Annotated in this window: 6 protein-coding genes; 2 read left to right on the forward strand and 4 right to left on the reverse strand. The window is 56.9% G+C overall.

The genetic code is table 11. The features are described from left to right. The 3 genes from FYC48_RS18770 to FYC48_RS28175 all read right to left on the reverse strand — a co-directional run bounded on the left by FYC48_RS18770 (position 1) and on the right by FYC48_RS28175 (position 2,118). Entirely contained in the window at positions 1–939 is a 939-nt protein-coding gene (locus tag FYC48_RS18770; protein WP_149498329.1) for a tetratricopeptide repeat protein, read from the reverse strand. A 97-nt stretch (positions 940–1,036) separates the two neighbouring features. Continuing rightward, a complete protein-coding gene (locus FYC48_RS18775; protein ID WP_149498330.1) occupies positions 1,037–1,411 on the reverse strand; it encodes a hypothetical protein in 375 nt (124 codons plus the stop codon). A 50-nt stretch (positions 1,412–1,461) separates the two neighbouring features. Next, positions 1,462–2,118 (reverse strand): hypothetical protein, encoded by a 657-nt coding sequence (locus tag FYC48_RS28175; RefSeq protein ID WP_200836643.1) that lies wholly within the window; start codon positions 2,116–2,118, stop codon positions 1,462–1,464. A gap of 560 nt (positions 2,119–2,678) precedes the next feature. On the opposite strand from FYC48_RS28175, the gene FYC48_RS18785 reads away from it, so the two are divergent. Next, positions 2,679–5,114, forward strand: a complete 2,436-nt coding sequence (locus tag FYC48_RS18785; protein WP_149498331.1) for a DNA gyrase/topoisomerase IV subunit A — start codon at positions 2,679–2,681, stop codon at positions 5,112–5,114. Positions 5,115–5,162: 48 nt separating this feature from the next. Next, complete coding sequence (locus FYC48_RS18790; protein WP_149498332.1) at positions 5,163–7,064, forward strand: DNA gyrase/topoisomerase IV subunit B; 1,902 nt, start codon at positions 5,163–5,165, stop codon at positions 7,062–7,064. A 280-nt stretch (positions 7,065–7,344) separates the two neighbouring features. Here FYC48_RS18790 and FYC48_RS18795 read toward each other — a convergent pair whose 3' ends face one another. Next, positions 7,345–24,135: a tandem-95 repeat protein gene (locus FYC48_RS18795; protein ID WP_149498333.1), complete on the reverse strand. Its 16,791-nt coding sequence runs from the start codon at positions 24,133–24,135 to the stop codon at positions 7,345–7,347. Positions 24,136–24,511: the final 376 nt, after the last annotated feature.

Raw genomic sequence — 24,511 nt, forward strand, 5'->3', positions numbered from 1 at the left:
TTATTTGGCGGCGGATTGTTGTTCGGCGGCGATGGCTTGTTCGACGTGATTCAATTGTTCGCGGTACAGTTTGCCGGTCGATGGCAAAGAGAGCTTTTCGGAAAGCTCGACCAGATGCCGCAACGCCGTTCGCCTCAATGCGGGTGGCGCGACTACTGCGCGTCGAAGTGCGACGGCGCGGAGTTCTTTCATCGCTTCGAGATCTTTTCCGTTCGATAGAAGACACCGGGCGCGGAGGAAGTGTGCCGCCGCCGAGTATTCATCCAATTCGACCAACCGACCGGCGTCATCAAAGGCGTCGTCAAACAATTCGGCGTCGAACTTTGCTTCGGCAAGCAACAAACGATAATTCACCTGTGACGGATCACGCTCCAAGCGAGCGCGGCAGACTTCCATTCGGCGGTGTGCCCAGTCGCTTCGGCTACGCTCGAGTTCTCGATCGGCGTCGGCCGAATTGACTCGCTTGGCGAGGTCGGAGACTTCACGGAGTTGTTGAAGTGATCGTGCGAGGACGGCTTCTTCTAATTCCCATGTGATCTGTTCATCATCTGGGAAGATCTGCTTGGCCTGCTGCAGCAAGCGTTTCGCTTCGATCGGCCGATGCTCATCCCGATAAATGGCGGCGAGTTCCAAATAGCCTTCCAGGTCGGTCGGATTGGCTTTGAGTTTATGTTCGAGTTCTTGCCGTCGTTGAAGCCGGACGCGCTGTTGATTCTGTTGTGATGCTTCGTCGTTCTCTGGATCGGACGATGCGGTGTTGCGGCGAAGTAATTCATCGGGTGAGACCGGCCGCCAGCGTCCGCCTTCGAGCGGGCTAAGATTGGGGTTGCCTGCTTCTCCGGTCGATTGCGAAGCGTGGCTAGCAGCTGCATCGTCGCCCGAGAGCGTGTCACCACGGTCGCGATCGACCGAGCGGATGGGAGATTGTGACTCGTTCATAACCGCCGACATTAAAAAAAGAAAAGGTTGCAGCGGGTGAACCGCTACAACCTAGTTTGAACGCTATGGGGATCAGATGCAAATTTTTAGCATCCGATCACCAGGGTGCTCGGATGTAGTAATACCCGAATTGGTCGGTATGGCTGGGCCACGCCGGCGTGGGGCGGAACGTCCCCGGTGCGGCGGCGCCTGTCCCGGGTGCACTGCGACCGAATTGGTGGTGGATCGGGTACATCGTGTTTTGGCCGACGCCCCACGAATAGTTTGTTCGCATGTGGGCGGTTGGTGGAACCACGACCGCCATGGGTTGGCCATAGGTTTGGTTGTAGTAGCCACCGTGCCACGGACGATCCATGGCAAAGTTATGGGCCCACCGCTGAGTCAACGACTTTCGACCTTCGGCAGACGCCGATTCGCCGGTCGTGACCGAAACCGCTGCCACGGCTGCCAAGAGGAGCAATAGTTTTCGCATCAGTCTGTTCATTTGGGGTGAAAGTGAATGTCGATCGATTGCGACCCGAACTAGCGTGGCAACCGCAACTTGTTCCAGTAAAGGTTTTCAACAGCCGTACGAACTGGCGGGTAGCTGTATTTGACTTTGGTGCGATTGAGTCCGCGGCCGTTATCGTAGTGGTTGTGGTAACGATCTTTGTGCTTGTACATCATCTCGTGCGGATAGAACGGCTGGTACGTGAAGTACGTGTTCCCAACGAACTGGGGCACCGGCAGGGGCGAGACGTACATCTGCGCGTTGGCGCTGTTGCAGTTGCCTTGCGAGTAGTAGTTGTAAAACAGGTCGGAGCGATCGTACTTGCGTGGCTGGCAGCCGGCGACGTTGTTGCGACGACCGAGGCCGAGGCCACCGAGGCATGATCCGTCGGCGCAGCTTCCTGATCCGCAGTTGCCGGAAGCACATTCTCCGCTGCCACAGGTTCCCGAAGCACATCCGCCGACAACGTCGCCTTCGTAGGAAATGTCACCGACATAGTTGGCCGGAGCGACCGCGGGGGCGGCCACACTGCTGGCGGCCACACTGCTGGTGGCCACACTGTCGCTGACAATTTCGGCGCTGACGATGTAGCCCTCGTCAGCCTCGGCGGGGGCCGAGAGGGTCGCCACGGTAAGGCCGGCGGCCAGGGCGACGGAGGCGACTAGGTAGTTTTTAATTTGCAGTTTCATCCGTTGGTTCCTCCGAACCGTTGTTTCAGCCAAAGATTCCGTTCTTGGCAATGAGGATACTTGGGGACCTCAAGCCTGACTCCTGCGTCACCTCGTTGACGCTGGCCATCGGTGTGCAGGCGATTCAATGCGAAGATTCACTGCGGGCGATTCATTGCCTGACACCCGTGATGGGGCCCGCAAGCGACACAAACGCTGGCAATCGAGACTGACACGTACGTCCTAGTTCGGTCCGTCGTGGGGGGACACCGCAGACGTTCGCGATTCGCTGTTCCGACCGATTCATCGAGCACCACCCTAGCGACCGCCAGACGCGTTGCTTTCGCACAAATCGACGCTTTCTTTCAAAACGACACAATCGGTACGGTTTACCACGCTCGCCTATCTAGAAAAACTAATGCCGCTGGCCTACCTTGGTCGATCCCCGAAGGCTGACGACTGTCTTCTGGCATTGGTTTTTGGCAATTTGTTCGCGAGCGACGACCAGACCTGTGTCCGATGATCAATCGCAAGGCCCCACTAATCGATGACTCTTCGAGCGAGAAAAGGACCCGAACCTCGTGGCAAAACGACGTCCCCGTAAATCGGCGAACAAGAACGGAAAGTCACTCTTTGATTCCGTCGATGAGTCGCTGTTGCAAGCGATCCCGCTTCGCCAAGCCGCCCAGGAACGCTATCTCAATTATTCGCTTTCGGTCATCACCAGCCGCGCGCTTCCCGATGTTCGCGATGGGCTGAAACCGGTCCAGCGACGAACCCTGTACACGATGCACCAGCAGGGACTCAGCGCGACGGCCAAGCACCGCAAATGTGCCAAGGTCGTCGGCGACGTGATGGGTAATTATCACCCCCACGGCGACAGCTCGATTTACGAAGCGTTGGTCCGGATGGCCCAACCGTTCTCGATGCGGATGCCCTTGATCGACGGCAGCGGAAACTTCGGTAGCGTCGACGGTGACAACGCCGCGGCGATGCGGTACACCGAGTGTCGAATGACGCCGATCGCCAGCGAGGTCCTCGCCGATCTGGCCACCCGAACGGTGCCCTTCAAAGCCAACTATGACGGGACGCGAGAGGAGCCGGTTGTTCTGCCGAGCCGTTTGCCGAACTTGTTGCTCAACGGCACCACCGGGATCGCCGTCGGGATGGCAACGAACATCCCCCCGCATAACTTGAAAGAGATCTGTGCGGCGCTTTTGAAACTGTTGCGTGACCCTGAGATCAAGGACTATCAGTTGGTCGCCAACGATGCGATCCAAGGTCCTGATTTTCCCACCGGCGGGCAGATCATCAACACCAAGGAGGAGTTGCGGGAGATTTACCAAAACGGTCAGGGCACGATCAAACTGCGAGGCACGGCAAAGGAAGGCGAGCAGTCGACCCGCTCGAACCGTATTCTGCAAATCGATTCGATCCCCTATGGCGTCAACAAAGCCCTGCTGGTCGAGCGGATGGCGGAGCTTGTCTTTGACGGCAAGCTCCCGCTGGTGACCGAAGTTCGTGACCTCTCGACCGACGAAATTCGCATCGATCTGTTCTTAAAGAAGGACGCGGATGAATCCAAGGTGTTGGCGTTCTTGTACAAGCACACCGACTTGCAGAAGAACTTCAGCGTCAACATGACCTGTTTGGTGCCGACCGAGAATCCCGAACTCGGAACGCCAGAGCGGCTGTCGCTCAAGGAGATGCTTTGGCACTTCCTGCACTTCCGACTTGAGGTTGTGACGCGTCGGCTCGAGAACGAACTCGCCGCACTCGAACGCCGCTTGCACATCCTGGAAGGTTTCGCACTGATCTTCGATGCCCTCGATGAGATCATCAAGATTATCCGCAATTCCGATGGTAAGGCGGACGCCGCGACAAAGATCATGAAGCGGTTTCCGGCCGAAGAAGGCGGACTCGACGAAGACCAAACCGATGCGATTTTGGAACTCAAACTGTACCGGTTGGCGCGATTGGAAATCAACTTGATCCGGGACGAGTTAAAAGACAAGAACAAGCGCGCCCGGCAGATCCGCAAATTGCTGCGTGAAGACACCCAGGATACGAACGCTTCTGGACGCTGGAAAATCGTTCGCGAAGAGATCGAATCGTTGGTCACGACGTATGGCAAGGACCAGACGTCGAGACGTCTGTCGGCGATCGATTCCAACGAAACGGAAATCGAATACAGCGAGGAAGACTTTATCGTCGCCGAAGACTGCCACGTGCTGGTGACACGCGATGGTTGGGTCAAACGGCAAAAGCAAATCGCCGATCCGTCCAAAAGTCGTCTCCGTCAGGGGGACGAAGTTTTAGCGGTCCTGGCCGGTGACACTCGGGCGACGATTGGGTTCTTTTCTTCCCTGGGGGTTTGTTACACCACGCGGTTTATCGATCTGCCGGCATCGACCGGATTTGGCGAACCGATTCAAAAGCTGTTCAAAATGAAAGACGGCGAACGAATCGTGTCCGTGATGTCATTTGATCCCCGCGTCGTCGGCGGCAACATTCACGAGGACCCGAAGCATCCCGATTACTGTCCCGAGATCCATGCGCTCGCCGCATCGACCAACGGGTTTGCGTTGCGATTTGGTCTCGCACCGTATGCCGAGCCGTCAACCCGCAGCGGTCGCCGCTATGCCCGCGTGGCAACGGACGCATCGATCGTTGATGTGATCGCGATCAGCGGTAGCGAGGTCATCTTGGCGGTATCCAATCAATGCCGGGCGATCGTCTGCGACAGCGAAGAGGTCAATTACCTCTCCGGACCGGGAAAAGGTGTGACATTGATTCGGTTGGCAAAGGATGACGAATTATTGGGCTTTAAAGCCAGTTCGGGAGACCGTGATTTACTGACGGTTGAAACCAACCGCGGCGCGAAGAAGACGATCAGCACCGCCAAGTATCGCAAGACCAGTCGTGGCGGTCGCGGCGTTGAGATTCAAAAGAACGGAAAAATCGCAAAGATTCTCTCTCCGCCCCCGGCCGCACCCGAGCCGTTCGAAGACTCCTGAGCCGACGCTTTTCTATCACGAAACAACCTTATCGTATCTCATACATCCATGGCAAAGAAATACAACGCCGAAGCGATCGTCGCTCTGGAAGGGCTCGAACCGGTCCGAAAGCGTCCCGGCATGTACATCGGTGGTGTCAGTAGCGCCGGGCTGCATCACTTGATTTGGGAAATCGTCGACAATTCGGTCGACGAGGCGATGAATGGTCATGCGAGCGAGATCACCGTCACGCTGCACAAGGATGGTCAGTCGGTGACCGTTTCTGACAACGGTCGAGGCATCCCTGTCGATAAGCACCCCAAAACGAAAAAGCCGGCGTTGGAAATGGTACTCACGGTACTGCACGCGGGCGGGAAATTCGAAGGCCAGAACTACAAGACCGCCGGTGGTCTGCACGGCGTCGGCGCTTCGGTCGTCAACGCGCTCAGTAAATCGTTAACTGCCATCGTCCGTCGCGACGGTGCTCAGTACAAAATGGAATTTGAACGCGGGGTGCCTCAAGGCAAGCTGCAGAAACTTAAAGGGGCGGTCCGTGGTACCGGAACGTCGATCAGCTTCGCACCCGACCCGCAGATCTTTCCCAAGACGACGTTCGACGCGGCCACGATCCGGGCTCGTTTGGAGACGGCTAGTTTTCTGCATCGTGGTGTCAAAGTTGTCTTTCATAACGAAGTTGACAACGTCAAAGAGACGTTTCTGCACGAGCAGGGCATCGTCGATTATCTGGCCGCGGTTCTGAAAGAACGCAAAGCCAAACCGATTCACGAGTCGCCTTTCACCCACTCGGTCGATGATGACATCCGTTTGGAGGTCGCGATGCAGTGGACCGAATCAACCGATGAGCATGTCCGCAGCTACGTCAACGGAATTCCAACCGGCAGCGGAGGGACACACGAAAACGGTTATCGCGGCGGACTAAACAAGGCGGTTCGAAACTATATCGATACCCATAACTTGACGCCCCGCGGCGTGAAAATTACGCACGAAGACATTCGTGAAGGGATGGTCGCGATCGTTTCAATCTTTATCAGCGAACCACAGTTTCAAGGGCAGACCAAAGATCGCTTGAACAATCCGGAAGCACACAGTCTGGTTGAATCCGCGGTACGCAGCGAGATCGAGCAATGGATGAATAGCAATCGATCGATTGCCGATGCCATCATCGCACGGATTATCGCCGCGGCTCGTGCCCGTGCCGCATCACGGGCGGCGTCCGAAGCGGTGTCACGAAAAGGCGGATCGAAACGCACGATGCTTCCTGGGAAACTCAGCGACTGTGTTTCCGGTGGAAAGATGGAATCGGAACTGATCATCGTGGAAGGCGACTCGGCGGGTGGAACTGCCAAGCAATGCCGCGACCGAAACTATCAAGCGATCTTGCCGCTTCGCGGAAAAGTGCTCAATACCGAAAGCGCCACCTTGAAAAAGATTCTCGACAACCGAGAAATCCAAGACGTCGTCGCTTCGCTCGGTTGTGGCATAGGACCCAAATTAGATGTCGCGCAGCTTCGCTATGGTCGGATCATTCTGCTCGCCGATGCGGATTCCGATGGGCACCATATCACCACGCTGTTGTTGACATTCTTTTATCGTCACATGCCGCAACTGATATCAGACGGGCGACTGTTTATCGCCGTCCCGCCGTTGTATCGAATCGACATCGGAAAAGAGACCCATTGGGCCAAAGATGATGCCCACCGTGAAGAGATCCTGTCCGAACATAACGGCCGAGCCAAACCCGAAATCACGCGGTTCAAAGGGCTTGGTGAAATGATGCCGAAGGTGCTTTGGGAAACAACCCTTGATCCTGCGAATCGCCAGTTGCTGCGTGTCGAAGTCGACGATCAGTTAGAAACCGATCGCGTGATCAGTGACCTGATGGGACGAGATGCTTCCGCACGGTTTCGTTTCATCATGGATCGGGCGGGAGACGCCGAAGTCGACGTTTAGAGCCTGCTTTGAATCACAAAACCCCGTGTGATCAAGTAGCCAGATGTCCCAAGTTTTCTGTAGCACGCTGGTGCTGTATCAGTTTGGTCTGAATCCCTCTGGTGGTGCTTGGGGCTCTCCAAAAACCATGATCGCAAGAGAACACCGCGTCAAGCGATTCGAGAGGGTTCGGATGACGTGTCCTATGGGGGACCGTCATGCGTAACGAAACAACACAACCGCCGAGCGATTCGCACGGCGGTTGGATCGTTGCGTCGATGATTTCCGGCAATGCCGTTGCTTAAAGAAGATCTCCAAAGGCCGCATCGAGAGCATTCAGTCGATCATCTTCGTCGTCATCGTCGGTGACAAATTGGTCGATGAAGTCCATCGCGAATGGTGCTTCAATCGCTTCGTCCAACAACTCCTCGGTGGTCGCTTCGCCTTCACCGAATCCGCCGCTGCTCTGACGACGTGCCAGTTCGTTGATAACCGCCAAGGCATCGACTGGTGAGATCAACTGGTCACCGTTGACGTCGTAGTATGGCGGGCCTACATCCTGATTGGTTACCGGCACACTTCCTTGACCCGAACGAGCCAAGTGGTTGATGACAAGCAACGCGTCGATCGGCGAGATATTACCGTCGTCGTTGACGTCGGCGTTGAGGTCCGGATTCTGCAGTCGGCTTCCGGATACTTGAACGCGAACGGTCGCAGGACTACTGGTTCGACCTTCCAAATCGGTGATGGTGTACTGGAACGTGTCGATGCCCAGGAACCCATCGGCCGGGATGTAGCGAATCGTTCCGTCACCACGCGGTACGGCTTCGCCGTTAAGCGGTTCGGTGACGATTTGAATCGACTGAAGGTCCAAGCCATTGTTGGGAGCCCCGGGGGCCGCATCGGGATCTTCGTCATTGACGACGACGTTGATGTCGACCGACTCATCCAAGAACGCCGCCGCTTGGTCATCGCGGACCGTCGGTGCCGCGTTGGCTTGGATGGTGACGGTTGCTTCTTGACTAAAGACGCCATCGTTGTCTCGGATGCGATATCGGAAGACATCTTCTTGGGCGAAGCTGCTAAAGGCATTGAAGGTCACGACACCTTCGTCGTCGATTGAGATCGAGCCAAAGGCTGGCTGCAAGGTGATTTCGATCGTCGACGGATCGAGTGTGCCATCGATGTCGGAGTCGTTGTCAAGGATCTCGATGATCGTCGGACCGTCGGGATTCAATGTCGGTGCATCATCGAGTGCGACGGGGGCATCGTTGATTCCCGAAACGGTCAGTGAAACCGTAACGACGTTACTCGTCTCACCCGCCGAGTCGACGACTTGATACGTGAACGAATCGACGACCTGTTCGGATCCCGACAGGGCCTGCAACGTGAACGACGTCGACGGATCGTAGGTCAGTTCGCGAGTGGTGCTGTTGAAGGTCACGCGGGCACCGCTGAGCGACAGACGTGGGCCGCCGGGCCACACGATCGACAAGGTATCGTCGGGGTTGTTGATATCGGGATCGATATCGTTGGCCAATAGGTCAGCTTCGGGGATCGTCAACAACGCGTCCTCGTCGGTCGCGATGTTATCACCGACGGCGACAGGGATGTCATTTTCCGGAGTGATTTCGATTCGTAGCATTACCGGTGCGGCAGAAGCCCCGGCCGAGTCGATTGCGGTGACAGTCAGGTCAACGATTCCGTTGGCGTTGGCCGCTGGCAAGAATCGCAGTACGCCATCGTCGCCGACGGTCGGGAGTTGCTGGAACAGTCCCTGTGCGTCGGTCGGAGTGACGACCTCGAAGCGAACCGTTTGACTGGATTCATCGGCGGGTCCGGGACTAATATTTGTCGCCCAGGTTTCCGAGTACGGCGCGCTGTCTTCGTTGACCGTGATCACTCCGGGGACTCGATCAAACGTGGGGATATCGTTAACCGCGTTGATGGTGACGGTGAAGGTCCGGACCGCCGTGCTCATCGACGGGGTTCCGTCGTCTGGAACGTCGGTCAATTGGACTTCGAAGATCGCCGATCCGTTGGCATCGGGGGCCGTTTCGAAATCCAACGTCGCCGAACGTGTCACGGGGTCAATGACGGCTACCGGTCCGTTCGCAAACATGCCTTGCGTTCCACCGACCTGCGTGATGGTGAAGAACACGTCTTGCGTTTCCAATTCGTCCAGGGCCGATGGTGGTCCGGCGAGGACGTTGTTTGCCCAGCTGGAAATGCTGACCGTGCCGGCATCTTCGTCGACGACCACATTTGCGGGGCCGCTGTACTGAGGCATGTCATTAAGCGGATCGACGACGATCTTGACTGTGTTGGTCGCAATACGCGGGTCAGCTTTAGCGACACCGTCGGTGCCGAAGTCGACCGTCACCCCGTCATCGGTCACCGTGTACGTGAACGTGTCGGTGCCAACGAAGTCTTCTTTGGGCATGTAACGCAGTCCGACCAAGATGCCGTTCTCACGGATTTCTTCGATCGTGCCTTCAAAGGTCGAACTGGTCGGAATGGGGGCACGCATCGACAGCGTCTGGTTGCCACCGGGGACAATGTTTTCGCTTTCGTTGTCCGGTCCGGGGGAGAAGACATCCAGCAAGCCTGGGTTGCCAGCGGTTCCGTTGACCATGATTTCGACCGATCCGTCCTCATCGATTCGGAATTCCAACGGATCGGCGTCGGGGCGAACGACCGGCGGGTCGTTGATCGGCAGCACATCAATGGTGATCGTTCGAGCGATCGATGTCGTCAGGTCACCACGGCTGGCGTCGCTGGGCCCATCGTCGGTCAATACGATTTCAAAGTCAAAGCTGCCGAAGACGTTCGGGGCCGCTTGGAACTCGAAAATGCCTTCCGGGCTGATCGTCGGGTACAAGCTGAAGAACTCGCTTCCCTGTCCGGCCGCAAAGCTTAGCGGGTTGATGCTGAACGTCGTCGATTGGCCCGAAACCGGATTGGTTTCGTCGAGTGCGCTGGTGGTCGAACCGGCCGCAACGTTGAAGACAAAGTTATTGATCAGCGTCGGCGCGGCGTCTTCGAGTGTTTCGATCGTTTCACGCGGACCGAACGGATCGCTTGGATTCGCCGGTGGCAGGTTGATCTCGAACTCAGGGCGATCGTTGACCGGGTTCAGGTTAAACCGAACGACGTTGATTGCCGTTTTCGGATCGTCCACCAAGCCGCCGTTGATCCAGCTTTGACCGTCATCGATCACGGTGTAGGTGAATTCGTCGAACGCACCGATTTGGTTGTTGTAGTCCTTTAGCGGCGTATAGAACAAACCGACGATGCCATCGCCGTTGGTGCCCATTCTTAACGTTCCGCCGAGGCTGGTTTGCGTCGGCACGCTGTCAAGCGACAGGGTTTGGTTGCCACCGACGGTGGTCGGATCCGCTTCGTTCGGAGGGCCAACGGTAAAGACATCCAAGATGCCAATGGGGTTGTATCCGACGACGGAAGGATCACGACTGAGCGGAATAAAGTACTCCTCTTGCGGTTGGCCGATCGCCGGCGTGTTGTCTTCACGCAAGGTGTAGGTGATGAACCCATTCGCGTCGACCGACCACGCGTCATCGGCGTCGTTGACTTCGCCGGTGTTGACAAGGTTCGGATCGATCCGCGGCGGATCGTTGATCGGGCGAATCGAAACGGTCAGCAACTTCGTCGTCGATTCAATCGGGCTACCGTCATCGGTGGCCGTGATTTCGTAAACCACGGTGCCGTGTTGATCGGCGGCAGGGAAGAATTGGATCGCCGAGTTATCGGTCACGACGGGCAACTGAGTCATCAGGCCAGCCGGATCGGAGGTCAGTTCGACAATGCTGAACGTGACATTCTCCATGCCTTCGTCATTGCCGAACATCGGGTCTCCGCCGGCCACGTTCATGAAGAACGGGTCGATCGTCCAGCTGTCCGGATCATCTTCATTCAGCTCCAACGTTGCCGGAATGTCAAAGACCGGAGGTGCGTTGTAGTGCAGGACTTCGATGGATACGGTGGCGAAGTCGGCGGTCGCCAGGAACTCGGGACCTTCGTTTCGCTGCGTGCTGACGGCATATTCGAATGTATCGATGCCTTCGAAGTCCGTGTCAGGCGTGTAGGTGAACAGGCCTGCCGCGGCATCATCGATTCGGACTTGACCGTTCGCGGTGCGGTAGGTGTCGGTCGTCCCGGCAACCAGGGTGCCGTTGACAACGACACGGGGCTGAATGAATTCCACGTTCGGCAGCACATCGTTGTCGATCAAGCCACTGAAGTTGCTGCCGTCGACCGTCAGAACATGGTCTTCCAAGACGGTGTAGAAGTCGTCGTCCCGAGCGTCAGTCGCGTCGACATCCAAGACACGGACTTGGTAGTCCTCGACCTCACCGCCGATGCCGATCCCGTCAGGGTCGGAGACACCGTTGTCAGAGATTCGAAAGCGAGCGTACGTCAATCCGCGGGCCGCGGTGTTCGGCGTGACAATTCGCGTTTGGTTGCTGCCGTCGGTCACGGCCAAACCATCGATCACTTTTTCACCGAAGTCGTTGAAGTCACCATCGGCATTGAAGTCGATCCAGGCATCAAGCACGCCATCGCCGACGACATCAAACGAGAGGACGGTGCCGGCCGGGTCGTTCGGATTCAAAAAACCGACGACATCGGCTGGGTTACTTGTCGGGTTAGATGCCGATGATGCGAGGAACAACCCATCGGTCGCAGCCATTCCAAAGAACGTTCCGACGTTGAAACCGTCTTCGTCATCAAAGTCACCACTGAAGTCATCCGCCATCGCGTCGAATGAAGGCACACCGTTCGGTTCGCCATCAATTTCAACTCCCAGACGCGGGGTGCGACTGTCGCTGATCGTGTGCCGAGCACCATTGCTGGCGAGCAACGTTCCGTAGCTGTCAGGCGCGTCACCAAAGTCGATTTCGACCGGAGGAATGATGATGGTGAATCGGGTTTCGCCGTTAACCTGATTCGATCGGAGCTTGTTCCCCGCACGGTCGGAGATCAACGAGTTGTCGAGCCGAATGGTGTAGATGCTCGCCGGTTCCCAAAGCGTCGACAGTGGGGTCAGACGCAAGACACCGCTGGTTTGGTTGTAAGCGAGCAGGTAGTCCACATCTTGAACCAGCAGTTGGCCATCCTGTTCGACACGAACCGCTTGAGCCGAGATCGTCGCATCGTTCGGGTCGTCGACCGTCAAGCCATTGATGCCGGTCCCTTCGAATGGCGAGTTCGGCCCGCGACCGTCGCCGAGCAGAATCGTGAAGTTGTCCAGCAGCGGGTCATTGACCATGACCACCGTCGGGCTTGGGTCCAAGTCATTGGCGTCGTTGTCGATCGGATTGAGCAACGTCGCGTAAGGAGCATCAACGTCTTGATTTTCGATCGCACCGCGGTCGGCGACCGGTGACGAATCGGGCTCGATACGCAGTTGACCAAATTGATCACGGTCGGGAGCCAAGATCGGCGACGCCGGGATGCCAAGTTCGGTCTTGAAGTTCAAGAAGTCGAATCGATCTTGCTCGGTAATTTGAGCATTGTCGATCGCTTGATTGCCGTTGACGAGATAGAAGTTTCGATTAGCAGCATCGACGAAGAGCGGATCACCGTTGGTGCCGACGATCGGTGAAATACCCGTTGCGCCGTTGCCCGCATTTTCTTGGTAGTAGTTCGACCGGATGATCGATCCAATTCCGCCATCGATGACGCCGGTACCAAAGTCGGCGATCAAATTATTCATCACGGTCGGGCTAGCCTGACCGACGATCTCGATGCCGGTGCCACTTTGGTTTTCCCCGACCAACGTGTTGTTGAGGATTCGACCGAACGAAACCGTTCGGTTTGCACTGCTGTTCGCTTCGCCGGCGAAGCGAATAGCAGAGGATCCTGCGATGACGTTGTTCTGGACGACGACACCGGGGATATAACGATCCGCATTGAGTTGCGGGAAGTTAATCAGTGAACCGGCGTGTGGAACGCCAGGGGCTTCCGCCGCACCGGCTTGAATGTTAATGCCGACGTTCGCCGCATCGGTGATTCGGTTGGCATCCAAAACTAGGACACCTTGCGGACGTTCACGGTTGCGATCGGCAAGCAAACCAGTCGCCCCTTGGATCAGCCGAATGTTATCGATAAAGGCCTTGTGCTGACCTTCGATCGGCGCGGTACCGCTTCCTTCACCGTCGTAAACCCAGGTGAAGGTATGATCGCCAAGTCCGAACGCGAACTGGACTGTTCGGTAGCCGGTTTCGCCTGACGCAAGCGTGCTATCACCGACCGGGGTTTCCCCGGTGATGAGCGACAGCGACTGAGGGACGCCGTCGATTAGGAAACGAAGACCATACTCATCCAGCGTGCTGCTGACGTTATACGAGAACTCGATAACGCCGGCTTCTGTTTGCGACGAACCGAGGTCCGCCAATGTGGCTTCGAAGGTCGCGGTATCAAAAGTCATCGTGGGCGATTCGAGACTTTGCGTACCGGTACTGGGGTTGGTCGAGGTGACCGCCCACGGTTGTGTTCCCGGAACCGAATTCAATGGTGGCACAAACGTCGAGGGTTCGAATGTGACTGTTGCCGTCTCATCGCCTTCGAGGATGTGGCGGTCATTGGTGTCAAACAATTGTGCGACGACCGGAGTTTCCGGCGCTAGCACCGCGAATTCACCGGTGCGACGGATCTCGAGCTGATAAGCCCCCGTGACAATGTCGGGGAAGGCCATGCCGTCTAGGTCTTGCGTTCTCGCGGTCGACTGCAGGTCGGTCAAGTTCGCATCGGCGTTGGTTCCCGTGATCATCTCACCGCGTTCCGCGTATCCGATGATGATGTCGTCAAGGTAGAAACCTTCGAACAAGTTGTCGGTACTGCGGATCGAACGACGATTGTTCGCGTTCGCAGCGAACTCACCATAGGGGGCCGCATCGGCAACGTTGTTCGGATTGACTTGGCCGTCAATTCGTACGATCGAAGAATCGTTCATCGAGCCGGCGGTACTGAAGTCGACTCGCATCATCAAACCGGTCATCCCGGCGTATTTCGACAAGTCGACGCGTGCCTGACGCCAGGTGCCTGTGTTATCGAACAGCTCTTGAACGATCTGACGATCTTCCGATTGCGGACGAGCACTATTAAGGCCGGCGTCGGACAAGTGTGAAAGGAAGCCCGGCAATTCGGCGGTTCCCGGACCATTGTTCGGGTTCGGATTGCTAAGTTGCGAACTGTTCGTCGCCACCAATTCCCACGTCACACCGCCGTCGGGAGAGATAAACACGCGAGCGCTGTCGCGGAACGGATCGTTGCGATCGCTGTCGAGGTTCGATCCGCCGTGGTTTTCGGTCTCCAGGAAGTAATTGAAGTACAGGGTTGGGCGATCGGTCGCGGCCGTGTCAACCAAGTCAAACGAATTGGTCGTCAGCGTTCCCAAGGCTCCGCCCGGGAAGTTGTAGGTGCCTTTGCCGTTGTCGACGATCGCAGGATTACTGCTCAAGTCGGAATGGAACTCGGTCGTCAGAATCCCGAACTGAGCGTTCACGCCGGGCAGGTACTGAAGGTATTGCTCGGAGTTATTGTTTTGGTTCTGTTGCCACTGTTCGAAACCAAACTGCCAGCTGACCGCACCGTCGCCTTCGTCGAACACACGTTGGCTTTCGCCGGTGTCGTAGACTCGGTCAAGGTCGGTATAAAGTCGGGTGTCATCGGGAGCGGCGTTCACACCGTGCCCGGCGTCGGTCCCGCGACGGGTCGTCGGGTGCCAAAGGTTAAAGTCCAATGGCGAGAATGCGATTCCGATCGGTGCCGAGCCGCTTTCCAGCATCCCGCTGGATTGAATCAAGAAACTGTTCGCGTCACCGGATCCTGCCGCCGCTTGTAGAAAGACGTTGGCCGTCGAGGTGGGATCATTGAGCGAGTTGTTGGGCTGCAGCAGCGGGACATCAACACCCGTATAAGCACCACCGAAGATCAACGAAACCCCATTTGCCGGCGATGGCAAGACGCCCGCCGCGGTGATATCACCGGGATTGAAGTCGGGAAGTTCGAGCAAGGCGTCGAGGACACTGATGACACCGTCAGCTTCGGTGAGCGTCGACACATCGACCGTGGATCCTTGGCGAACCTCATTGATCGAAATGGTGTTTGAGACCAACCGGAAGTCCCTGATCGTTTCTCCCATCACGGACAGGGCGGTGCTGTCGGTTAGGTTGTTCGTCACCGTCAGGTCGTCGACATCGACCCCAGCCAATTGGTCGATAAACTCGATTCGAACACGATTGAGAGAGCCGTTGGCCTTGTAGTTCGTGGTGACATCGAAACTACCCGCAAGTGCTGGGAATTGCGCCTCGATGGCGGTGAGAATTTGGGCGGCGGTGAAGTCGAAATCGACCACCACCGCTCCGGTAAGATTGTTCGCGGCAGGGCCGTTAAACTCAATGTCAAAGGTCCCACCATCGGGGTTGCCTTGGATCAAGATCTCTTGGATCTCGGTGTTCAACATCGTGTCGTTCTCGACCGTTATCAAGGCGACATTGCGGTCCGCCAAGTTACCGGTGAATTGAACGAAGATCGGGCCTTCTGTCAGATCCGCGCCAGCTCCAAAGACGACCACATCACCGGTACCGATCGAACTAAGGCTTAGCAATGCCGCTTCGATGTCGGCAGGGGTCGCGTCGAAAGGTATGGTCGCCGCAGTTGTCTCGCCACCGAATCGCAGTTGGAAATCGCCGGTGTAGACGCCATCGGCGGTCGAAATGGATTGGATCTCGTCACCGATCAAGTCGGTGGAACTTCCCCACAGTGGTTGCAGGTTTTTCGCAGCGAGATCGTTGACAAATTCCACGGTGATCGAAGCCGAGGTGGGCAAACCGGTCAGGGGCCCGCCGGTGACGATTACGTTTCCGGCACCGATCGAAGCTAGGTCTTCAAGCGCGGTATCGATCTCGACCGTCGTCGCGTTGTAGTCCAGTGGGTCGGTTGTTTCGACTTTATTAACCGTCGTGAAGATGTTGTGAGAATCCTCGACGGTTCCGTTGATCGCTCGTCGGACAGTGAAATCGTTGCCGGAGACCGAAACGACTTCCATTTCTTCCGCACCGACGCGGATGTTAAACCCGCCGGTTGTCGGGAATGGCAATGGGTCAACGACTTGGATGACATCGTCGACGACAAACAGCGAAGCACCGTTGCTGTGTGCTTCGACATCGGTGCCATTGACGCCACGTTCCACGGTCAGTTGGGTACCGACGATGTTCGTCACCCGCATTTCTTCGTCGTCAACACGAATCAAGAATGGGGTTGAGGGCAGCCCGAGATTGCTGTCGATGTCGAACGTCCCCGTCCCAGGCGTGCTATCGATATCGGTCGTTGTCGTCTTCGTCACCGGAGTCGAGACGGCGCTGAGCAACGGTGAATCGACGACTTCGAAGATCGTCGCCGTATCGGGATGAGTGGTCGCGGTGGTTCCGTTGTGGCCTCGGACCACATTGAATCCGAGTGTCGTGACCGAAGTGACTCGCATCTGCTCGTCATTGATCTGAATCACGAATTCACCGCTCGCCGGGAACTCCGACACGTCTTCGACGAAGATGAAGGAGTCGGCACCCGAAGTAATCGGCTGGGAAGGACTCGAGATCGCTTGGATATCGTCAACGAACGAGAGCGTAAACGTACCGCCGAACCCAGCGCCGACGACGTCGATCGTTTGCATCTCGTTGATGCTCACCCGACCGGGGGCATCGACCGCGATCGGTCGTGTCGTATGACGTCCCGTACCGGCCGCATCGGTCGTCAGGGTAAAGACCCCATCGGTATCGCCGGCGTCGGTGCGAACGATCTGTGCCGAGTCTCCGGTGCTGAACGCGAAGAAACCATTGCCGTCGGTATCGAAGGCAACGATTTCCCCTTGGTCGGTAACGGCGAACAGCGTGTTCTTGTAAATTCCGCCTTCGACGTTTTGGGGGCCGAGTGAAAGACCTTCAAAACTTAATCCATCGACGCCGATGGTGTCTGCCGCGTTGACGACGTTAACCAAGGTCGCATCGGATGGATCAATCTCGAGGAACTCACCTGCGTCGGTCACGCCGAATAGGTTGCCCGTACCATACCAGTCGGCAAACGCCACACCTGTAACACGACCTTCCAGGGGACCGCCGGAACTTCCGTCACTACCAACGATGTCGATCGTTTCGGAGATGATATCGCCGGCGGTTCCGCCGTTCCCGTCGCCACGATTATTCGCATTGCCGCGCATAATCACGGCGGTGACGAGTTGGTTGGAGTCTACGTCATTGTTCAACTCGTCAACGACGGTTTGTGCCGTTGCACCGGTACCATTATTGATACCGATGTTGATGTTGATCGTGTTGGTGTTGAAATTCACGCCGGTGACATCGGCGTTGGTGTTGCCACCGGTCCGGTTAATATTGAGCGTGAATTGACCCGCTTCACCGGCGATTTTGGATCGCACACGAACTTCGGTGCGGTTGGTCGGATTGCCCGGATCGGCGAAGTACAACGTGTGGGTTTCATAGGTGACATCCGAACGCTGGATGTCGCCGATGATTCCATAGTTGTTGATGATTGCCCCGCCGGGATCTGGCGTCGTCGATCGGCGTAGCGTTGCGTCACCATCTGAAGTCGCACGGTAGAGTTTCGAAGCGGCATCCGATTCGCGGACGACATACCAGAGGTCGTATTCGGGAGTAGGATTCGCGCCACCGGTGTCACGCAATCGGCGGAAGGTCAACGCGTCGACGTCATCGGAAGTGGTGAATTGATCCGCCCCACGCGTCCGCCCGAAATCGTTGAGAACTTGGTTTGAGTAAACCGAAGTGTTGGGCGTCGGATTTTGTCCGGCAATCCCGTCGGCGCGAACGAGTGTGGTCGCACCGGTCGTCGGATCGATTTCGACCAACGCACCGACGTTGGCACCATCGCCGTTGAGCCGCTGATAGCCGTACATCCGCCCGTCGCTTCTTACGACCACGTCTTGGATGTCGTCGACCCCGTTGACCAAATTATCGTTGGTTGTTCCCTGGGCGGTTACCCGGGTCAACCAGCGGCTGTTTTGGTACGCGTCGACGGTGTAAAGGTAATCGTCATCCCCAAAGTTGTTGTTGTCTTCGGGTTGGTCCGTTGCGACATACAAACCGACGTCTTGCAACGTGAACGGTTTGACATATTGTTCGACCGCATTTTGCGAAGAGACGTCAAACAATCCGTCCGTTTGACGTGGGTTGATTTGAGCCGCACCGGCCGGAGAACCAGAGACATAGCCTTGGAATCCGAGGTGGTCTTCGATGATCCGTTCGACCGAGTTATTCGGTTCCAATCGAACCAACTGGTTACCGGCATTACTGGGCGAGGCTTGGAAGATACCGTTGAGCGCTGACGGTTGTTGGTCGTTGCTCATGACGGCAACATAGAAACGCTTCGGCGAAGACTCCGTGCCCGGCGTGAGATGGATCGGGCCGATATAAGGATCTTTGTCACCGAGCGAACCGCGGCTGAGATCCTGGCTTTGCAGGCTGCTTTGTTGGTCGTCTTCGATGTCGCCTTCGCGACCGACAAAGATTAGGTTTTGATCTTCGTCGTAGACGGCAACCGTTGTGTCGGCACGTACGGCGCCATCGGCGTAGTCGATGTCAAAGACGACTGCGATCGTACCGGCACCATCGTTGACACCCGGGATCACTTGAATTCCGGTTTGCGTCAGTTCGAACTGATACCAGTCGGCATCGGTCGGGGCCGAGATTGAGCCCGACAATCCGATCGCTGCCATATCGGTTTCGAGCAGGTTGACCAATTGCTGTGCGCCACCGAAGCTCTCGCCGGAAGTCTCGCCGGCTTCCGCAATGATCGGACTATGGGCGGGCAAACCGCGAACGTCAATCGCAGTGTTCGCGAACCGGATGTCCGAGTAGCGGACGGTCGATCCGGGGAATTCCTGAACCTGACGCAAACGAATTTGCAACTGATACTGGCCGCGGCTATCGCCGGCCAACGATCGAATGTCCGACGAACTGGTCGGATTACTTCGTACTCGGACAAAGTAGGTTCCGGTCGTGCCCGGTGTGCCCGGTAACGTGTACCTGAAGCCGGGGTCGCGGAAGTTCTGGGTATAGTGGTCGCCACCGAGCAATGGGTTTTTGGTCAGCGTGGCGTCAAACAATTCGTCGGCCAAATTTTCACCCGATCGAATCGAACGGGCCAAGACCGTTCCGGATGCGTTGACGACTTCTACGATCGCATCCAATGCAGTACTCGTACGATCGATGTCGATCCAGATTTCGGTTCCTGCGGTTCCTTCGAATTGGTAGACATCGACATCATCGGCGTCGGACGGACTGATGAATCCACTGACTTCGAAGCCCAATCGGCGATTTTCGTCGCCGCTCTTTTCGTTCGGTGCGAGTGTCCCTAGATCTTGCGCCGTCAGGGGACGATTGTTGACATCGGTGCCATTGGTGACCGGGTTTTCGGCTTCGCGTACGACCGACACATTGCGGTCGTTGCTGAATTCTTCGAAGAGCAATCCGCGCCAATCACCGGCCGTTCCCGAGGTGATTCCCGCGGAATTGTTCGTGTTGAAGTTAATCTCGCCAGACGGCGTGAAACCGACGCCGATGGAATCGTCTGAGAGCGACGTCATCACGACCGGCTTGCCGGGCAAACCGAGGACTTGGATGGTGCCTCCGATACGATCATCGATCTCGGCGCCGGATCCCGACGCGGTGAAGCCACTGTTGGCGTCGGCGAACTTGATCACCAAGCTTTCTGAGTTACTGCTGAGCAACTTCAGTCCGCCGTAGGTGTGGAAGTTTTCAACGATGACTTCGCCGCTGACCACATGGACCATGTCGGTGTCGTCCCAAACCGACTCGGTCGTGAGGACTTCACCACGGACGAGCAAACCGTTGATGTCGTTATTTTCCAGACGGTTCAATCGAACCAACGGACCTTGGTTGCCCGAGATCTGTGTGAACGCATCCGCCGCACCCGTCGATCGTCCGCGGTCGACAAGGTTATCGAAGTTCAGCGAGTTGGCGTTCGCGAAGATCGCCGCGCCCGCATTGTCGTAAATTTCATTGTTGACCAGGATCGGTTGAGCGCCCCGAACATAGATCACCGAGGCGGCATTGGCACCGCGACCGGTGGTGTTGTTGCGGCTCGCGTTCCCGCTGGCATTGTTTTGTAACGTTGTGTTGGCAACACGAACGTCAGACTGGTGGATTTCGATCGCGTTGAAGGTCGCCGAACCACCCTCGACCGGTGAGGCACCTCCGGCGTAAGCAATGTAGGAGTTGTCGATGCTGCCCAAGGTCGCTTGGCCGAAGTACAAACCACCCCAGTCACCGGGGGTTGGCGATGTGAACCCGGCAGGCTCGGTGTTGAATGAACCGCTACCACCGAATCGATCATCGGCGATCGAGGTGAAGATGACCGGTCGGTTGATCGTACCTTCGGCGATCAACGTTCCCGCACCACGCTCGACTTCGATCCGCGCCCCGTCCATTTTGACGACGACACCGGGATCGATCATCAGTCGTCCGGCCGTACGCGCCGTGAGCACGCCGCCGTCGAGGGTCGGACCACCGGCGGCACCGTTGATGATCAGGTTTTCGGTCAACAGGTGAGGAATGTCGGTGTCATCAAAACGTCCACTGACATCCAACTTGTCAATCGTCCCGCCGAGCGGCGTTACGACGCGTACGAACAACGCGTCGATGACGTTTCCGTCCAGGTAGTTCCCCGCGATATCAGGACCGATTCGGTCGAGTGAATCGTCAAACGAGTCAGGACTGGCCGAAAGTGCGGCACCGTTGCTTGACGAAATGTAGTTAAAGGAAACGGTCGGACGCGCGTCTTGGATGTAGATCGGTGTGAACAGTAACTCGTTCGCGTCGACGAAGACTTTGCCACCGCCGTTGTTGATGTCGGCATGATTGACATAGTTCAAGAACACGCCGATGTCTTCCAGATCGGAATCGTCGCGGAAGACAATCCCGCCGAAGTCGCCCGACTGTGCCGCCGGGCCAACGCCGTCGGAGTCGCCGCCGACGGTGTCGTTGTGAAGCGATCGCATGAATACCGACCGCGTCGGGGTACCCAAGACTTGGATCGCGCCATGGCTGCGATTGATACTGCGGGTTCCGAAGGAACCTGCGTCAAGGTTCGCCTTGCGCATTTTGAACAGGGCACCGGCTTGGACCATCGCCGTGACACCTTGCGGGACGAGGAATTCGCCGCCGTCAGCCAAGGCGTTACTTTCGGTGTCGAATCCGACCAAATAAGGACGGTTGTCACCGAGCGTGTCGACATTGCCATCGACTCCCGAATCGGCAAGCACTTGAACGATATTCGGCGTCCGCAATAGCGTGTCCGAACCGCCGATGTCGAGATTATTGATCCCGGTAAATTCAATCGTCCGGCCGACGACGGTTGCGCTCACCGCACCGGTCAATCGGCCGCCTGCGATCGCGTTGTTGATTGACGCTTCGATCGCTGCGGCAACATCAGCAGGAGACGTCGCGGCGGTGATGTCGATCGGATCGCTACCGCCTAACCCAAAGGTAAATGTGGTGGTGTTGATACCGTCATCAATCGTGAAGTTTTCACCGTCGGAGATTGAGGACGCGGCGTCGAGCGGAACGACGATCCGATTACCTGCTTTCTCGAATGCCCAATCGATCTCGTCGTACGGGTTGGCAAGCGTGCCGGCGCCTTCGGGACCGTTGGTCGTATCGGAACGTTTGCTGACGTAGATCGTCGTGTCGAGATCGGATGCTTGGAACCAGAACGAATAGACTCCGCCAGGCGTGCCATCGGCGTCACCGTCGATCGCGGTGCCATCGGCATCGGTTAAGGCCCCATCACGCTCGGCATCAAAGCTTAGCTGAAGATCGTAGATTCCATCGGTCGAGCCGTTGTATCCTGAATCCGCAATCCGTGGATCGTATTGGGTGTTCCCCGTGCTCGTTACACCGACGAAATAGTGACCCGGTTCGAGATGCAGATCGATAAACGAGTCGGCACCGAAATACTGGTCGTTCTGTGCTACCAATTCATACTCGCCGTCGACTTCACGGTACAGCGTCAGTGCGGTGTCAAGCAAGCTTGGGGTGGCCCGACGTTCGGCGATGGTTTCGGCGCGGAATCGTCCCGGCTCTTCAAGTGTGAACTCGTACATGTCGATGTCGGTCGAGTTCGGCGGAGCAATCCGCTGCAAGTGAACGACGTCGTGGTCCCCCGGCAGCACATCGTTCGGTACGCCGACACCTTGGTTGGACGGGATGTCGTACGAGTGTCCCAGCCCCAGGGAGTGGCCGATCTCGTGGAACATTGTCTCGGTAAAGCCATCGCCGAAGAAGCGATTCGAATCATCGAAGACCGATCCATCGAGAACCGAAAACGCACCGCTAGCCAAACCCGCGACCGAGCCAGGGGAGAGCGTCGGATCGACCGAACGCATGTCGCCTTTACCGATCATCAGTTGGTCACCACCTGGGGCGGTCGCCGATGATTCGACAAACTCGTAGCCTGAAATCTCCGCATAGATCTCGAAGATCTCGCGGACGATCTGCTTTTCCTTTTCCGTGATTAAGTTCTGATAGGGACTTCCCGATGTGTTGGTTCCCAGGGTATCGGGGAAGTAATAGTTGACGACTTGGACCGGGGCAGGAAGGGTCGGCGTCGTACCGGTGAGACCGGTGTGCGTTTCACGTTGAATCTCGCGGTGCCCGGGCTCGTCCTCACTACCGGCACGTGGTGGCAACGGGATCGATTGGGGACGGATATCCGAGGTGATCCTGACCGTCGAACCGGCAAGGTTTCCGATTGTCGTCGCCGTGTTGAACGATGAATTATCGTCATCGGTCGAAAGTGGACTTCCCGTCACGCTGACGTTCAATCCGTACATCCCGGTCGAGCCGTCGCCCGAAGAAAGCTCCAGGAAGTACTCGCCGGTCATGCTGATCGGAACACCGGAGAGAATTGACGCACCGGCCGCAACCGTCACATCGGCGAGTTCGGCTCCGGAACCATCAAGTAGTCGCGCACGGACAGACGAGACGGTCGAGTTGGATGTCGTCGATGCGAACAGCATCGAACCCGCATTGATCTGCATCGAATACAGATCGATGTCGGTGGCGTCGTCCGAAACCCCGTTGGCGTCGCCCAAGAACCCGCTTCCGTCAAACGGTGTATTGTCCAGGATCGTGCCGATCTTCAACGCCGATTCGAGCGTGGCGTCATCCCCACCGCTCTGGCCGATGTCCAGCCGATAGGTCCCTTCGGGGATATCATTGGCGAACTTCAACAACACGCTGTTTTCGGCGGCGTTGTAGGTCACCGTTTGCGGCAACGTCGTCAAATCGTCCGACGCATCAAGTGATTCGGCGGTATTGACCAGTCGATAGTATGCGGGGTCTTCGACTTGGGAAGGCTCGAGGACTTGGTTGTCAAAGTACACAACCACTTCATCAAGTGCTTGCGTGTAGGGACTCTGAGTGATCGGCTGGGGAATGACCGAGATGACTTGCGATCCCAAGTCCAAACGGAAAGTCCGCGTAAAATCGGTTCCGTCGGTAAACGCTTCACCGGTCCGATTGGTTAGTGGACCGGTTCCGGTGCCAAGGATTTGGATCTGATAGGTGTCGTCGGGAAACGAATACGCGGGGTCTTGAGCATTGTGTGTCGCTTGGCTGGCCGTCCGGAAGACGATCTGCTGCAAGTCCGATGCGTCGGTACTGCCGGGGTTGACCAATCCCAGGTACCCGAGCGCGACGTCAACTTCGTTGCCTTCGGTAAACGAACCATCGCCACCGCTACGAACCAGTTTGATGCTGTCGCTGGTGATCGAGGCTTCGTCGATGTCCGCCCCGCCCTTGAACAGCAGATTGAACTCTCGCGGTGCGACATTCAGCGTGTCGCCGTCAAACAGCAACGCACCCGAATCGGGACGAATCGCGATCAATTCGGGGCCGGCCAACATGCGACGATCTTCCAGCTTCTGCAGCAGGTTATGTCGTGACTGCTGACGCTTGTTGACGCGTTGCCGACTGGATGATTTCTTGACACGAGAACCAAGACGTCGAAAGCTCATCGGGGAATCCCAAAAACAAAATGATAAAATAGGCGGCTCGTCGCGATCGGGACGAGCGTTGCCAGCTCGGTCTTGCTGGCGAAGAGGAAAAACAAACGAGATGAGTTGAACTCGGCCTAACCCGGCTTCTGTTCCGTGCACCGCGGTCGGTCGAAGGCGAACCTACCTAACTGGGCGTCATTGCAGTGGACGACCGCACGGAGACAGTTGAGATCAATCATCGATAAAAATCCTCGCCCCCGTCCTGTGGGGAGTTGGCCCCGTGATTCGACGCCGCGAATCACGGGAAGGTGACAAAGTCTTAATATAATAAGGCCGCTATCTGTCACAACACGCCAGTGCTGTGCAATCAGGAATGCCCTAAAGCAGCTCCGTT

It is taken from the genome of Roseiconus lacunae (assembly GCF_008312935.1).
In the GTDB taxonomy this organism is placed as follows: Bacteria; Planctomycetota; Planctomycetia; order Pirellulales; family Pirellulaceae; genus Stieleria; species Stieleria lacunae.

Bases quoted from the DNA above. Each gene is read 5' to 3' on its own strand.
- FYC48_RS18770 (WP_149498329.1), bottom strand. From the start codon at position 939: ATGAACGAGTCACAATCTCCCATCCGCTCGGTCGATCGCGACCGTGGT.
- FYC48_RS18775 (WP_149498330.1), bottom strand. From the start codon at position 1,411: ATGCGAAAACTATTGCTCCTCTTGGCAGCCGTGGCAGCGGTTTCGGTC.
- FYC48_RS28175 (WP_200836643.1), bottom strand. From the start codon at position 2,118: ATGAAACTGCAAATTAAAAACTACCTAGTCGCCTCCGTCGCCCTGGCC.
- FYC48_RS18790 (WP_149498332.1), top strand. From the start codon at position 5,163: ATGGCAAAGAAATACAACGCCGAAGCGATCGTCGCTCTGGAAGGGCTC.
- FYC48_RS18795 (WP_149498333.1), bottom strand. From the start codon at position 24,135: ATGAGCTTTCGACGTCTTGGTTCTCGTGTCAAGAAATCATCCAGTCGG.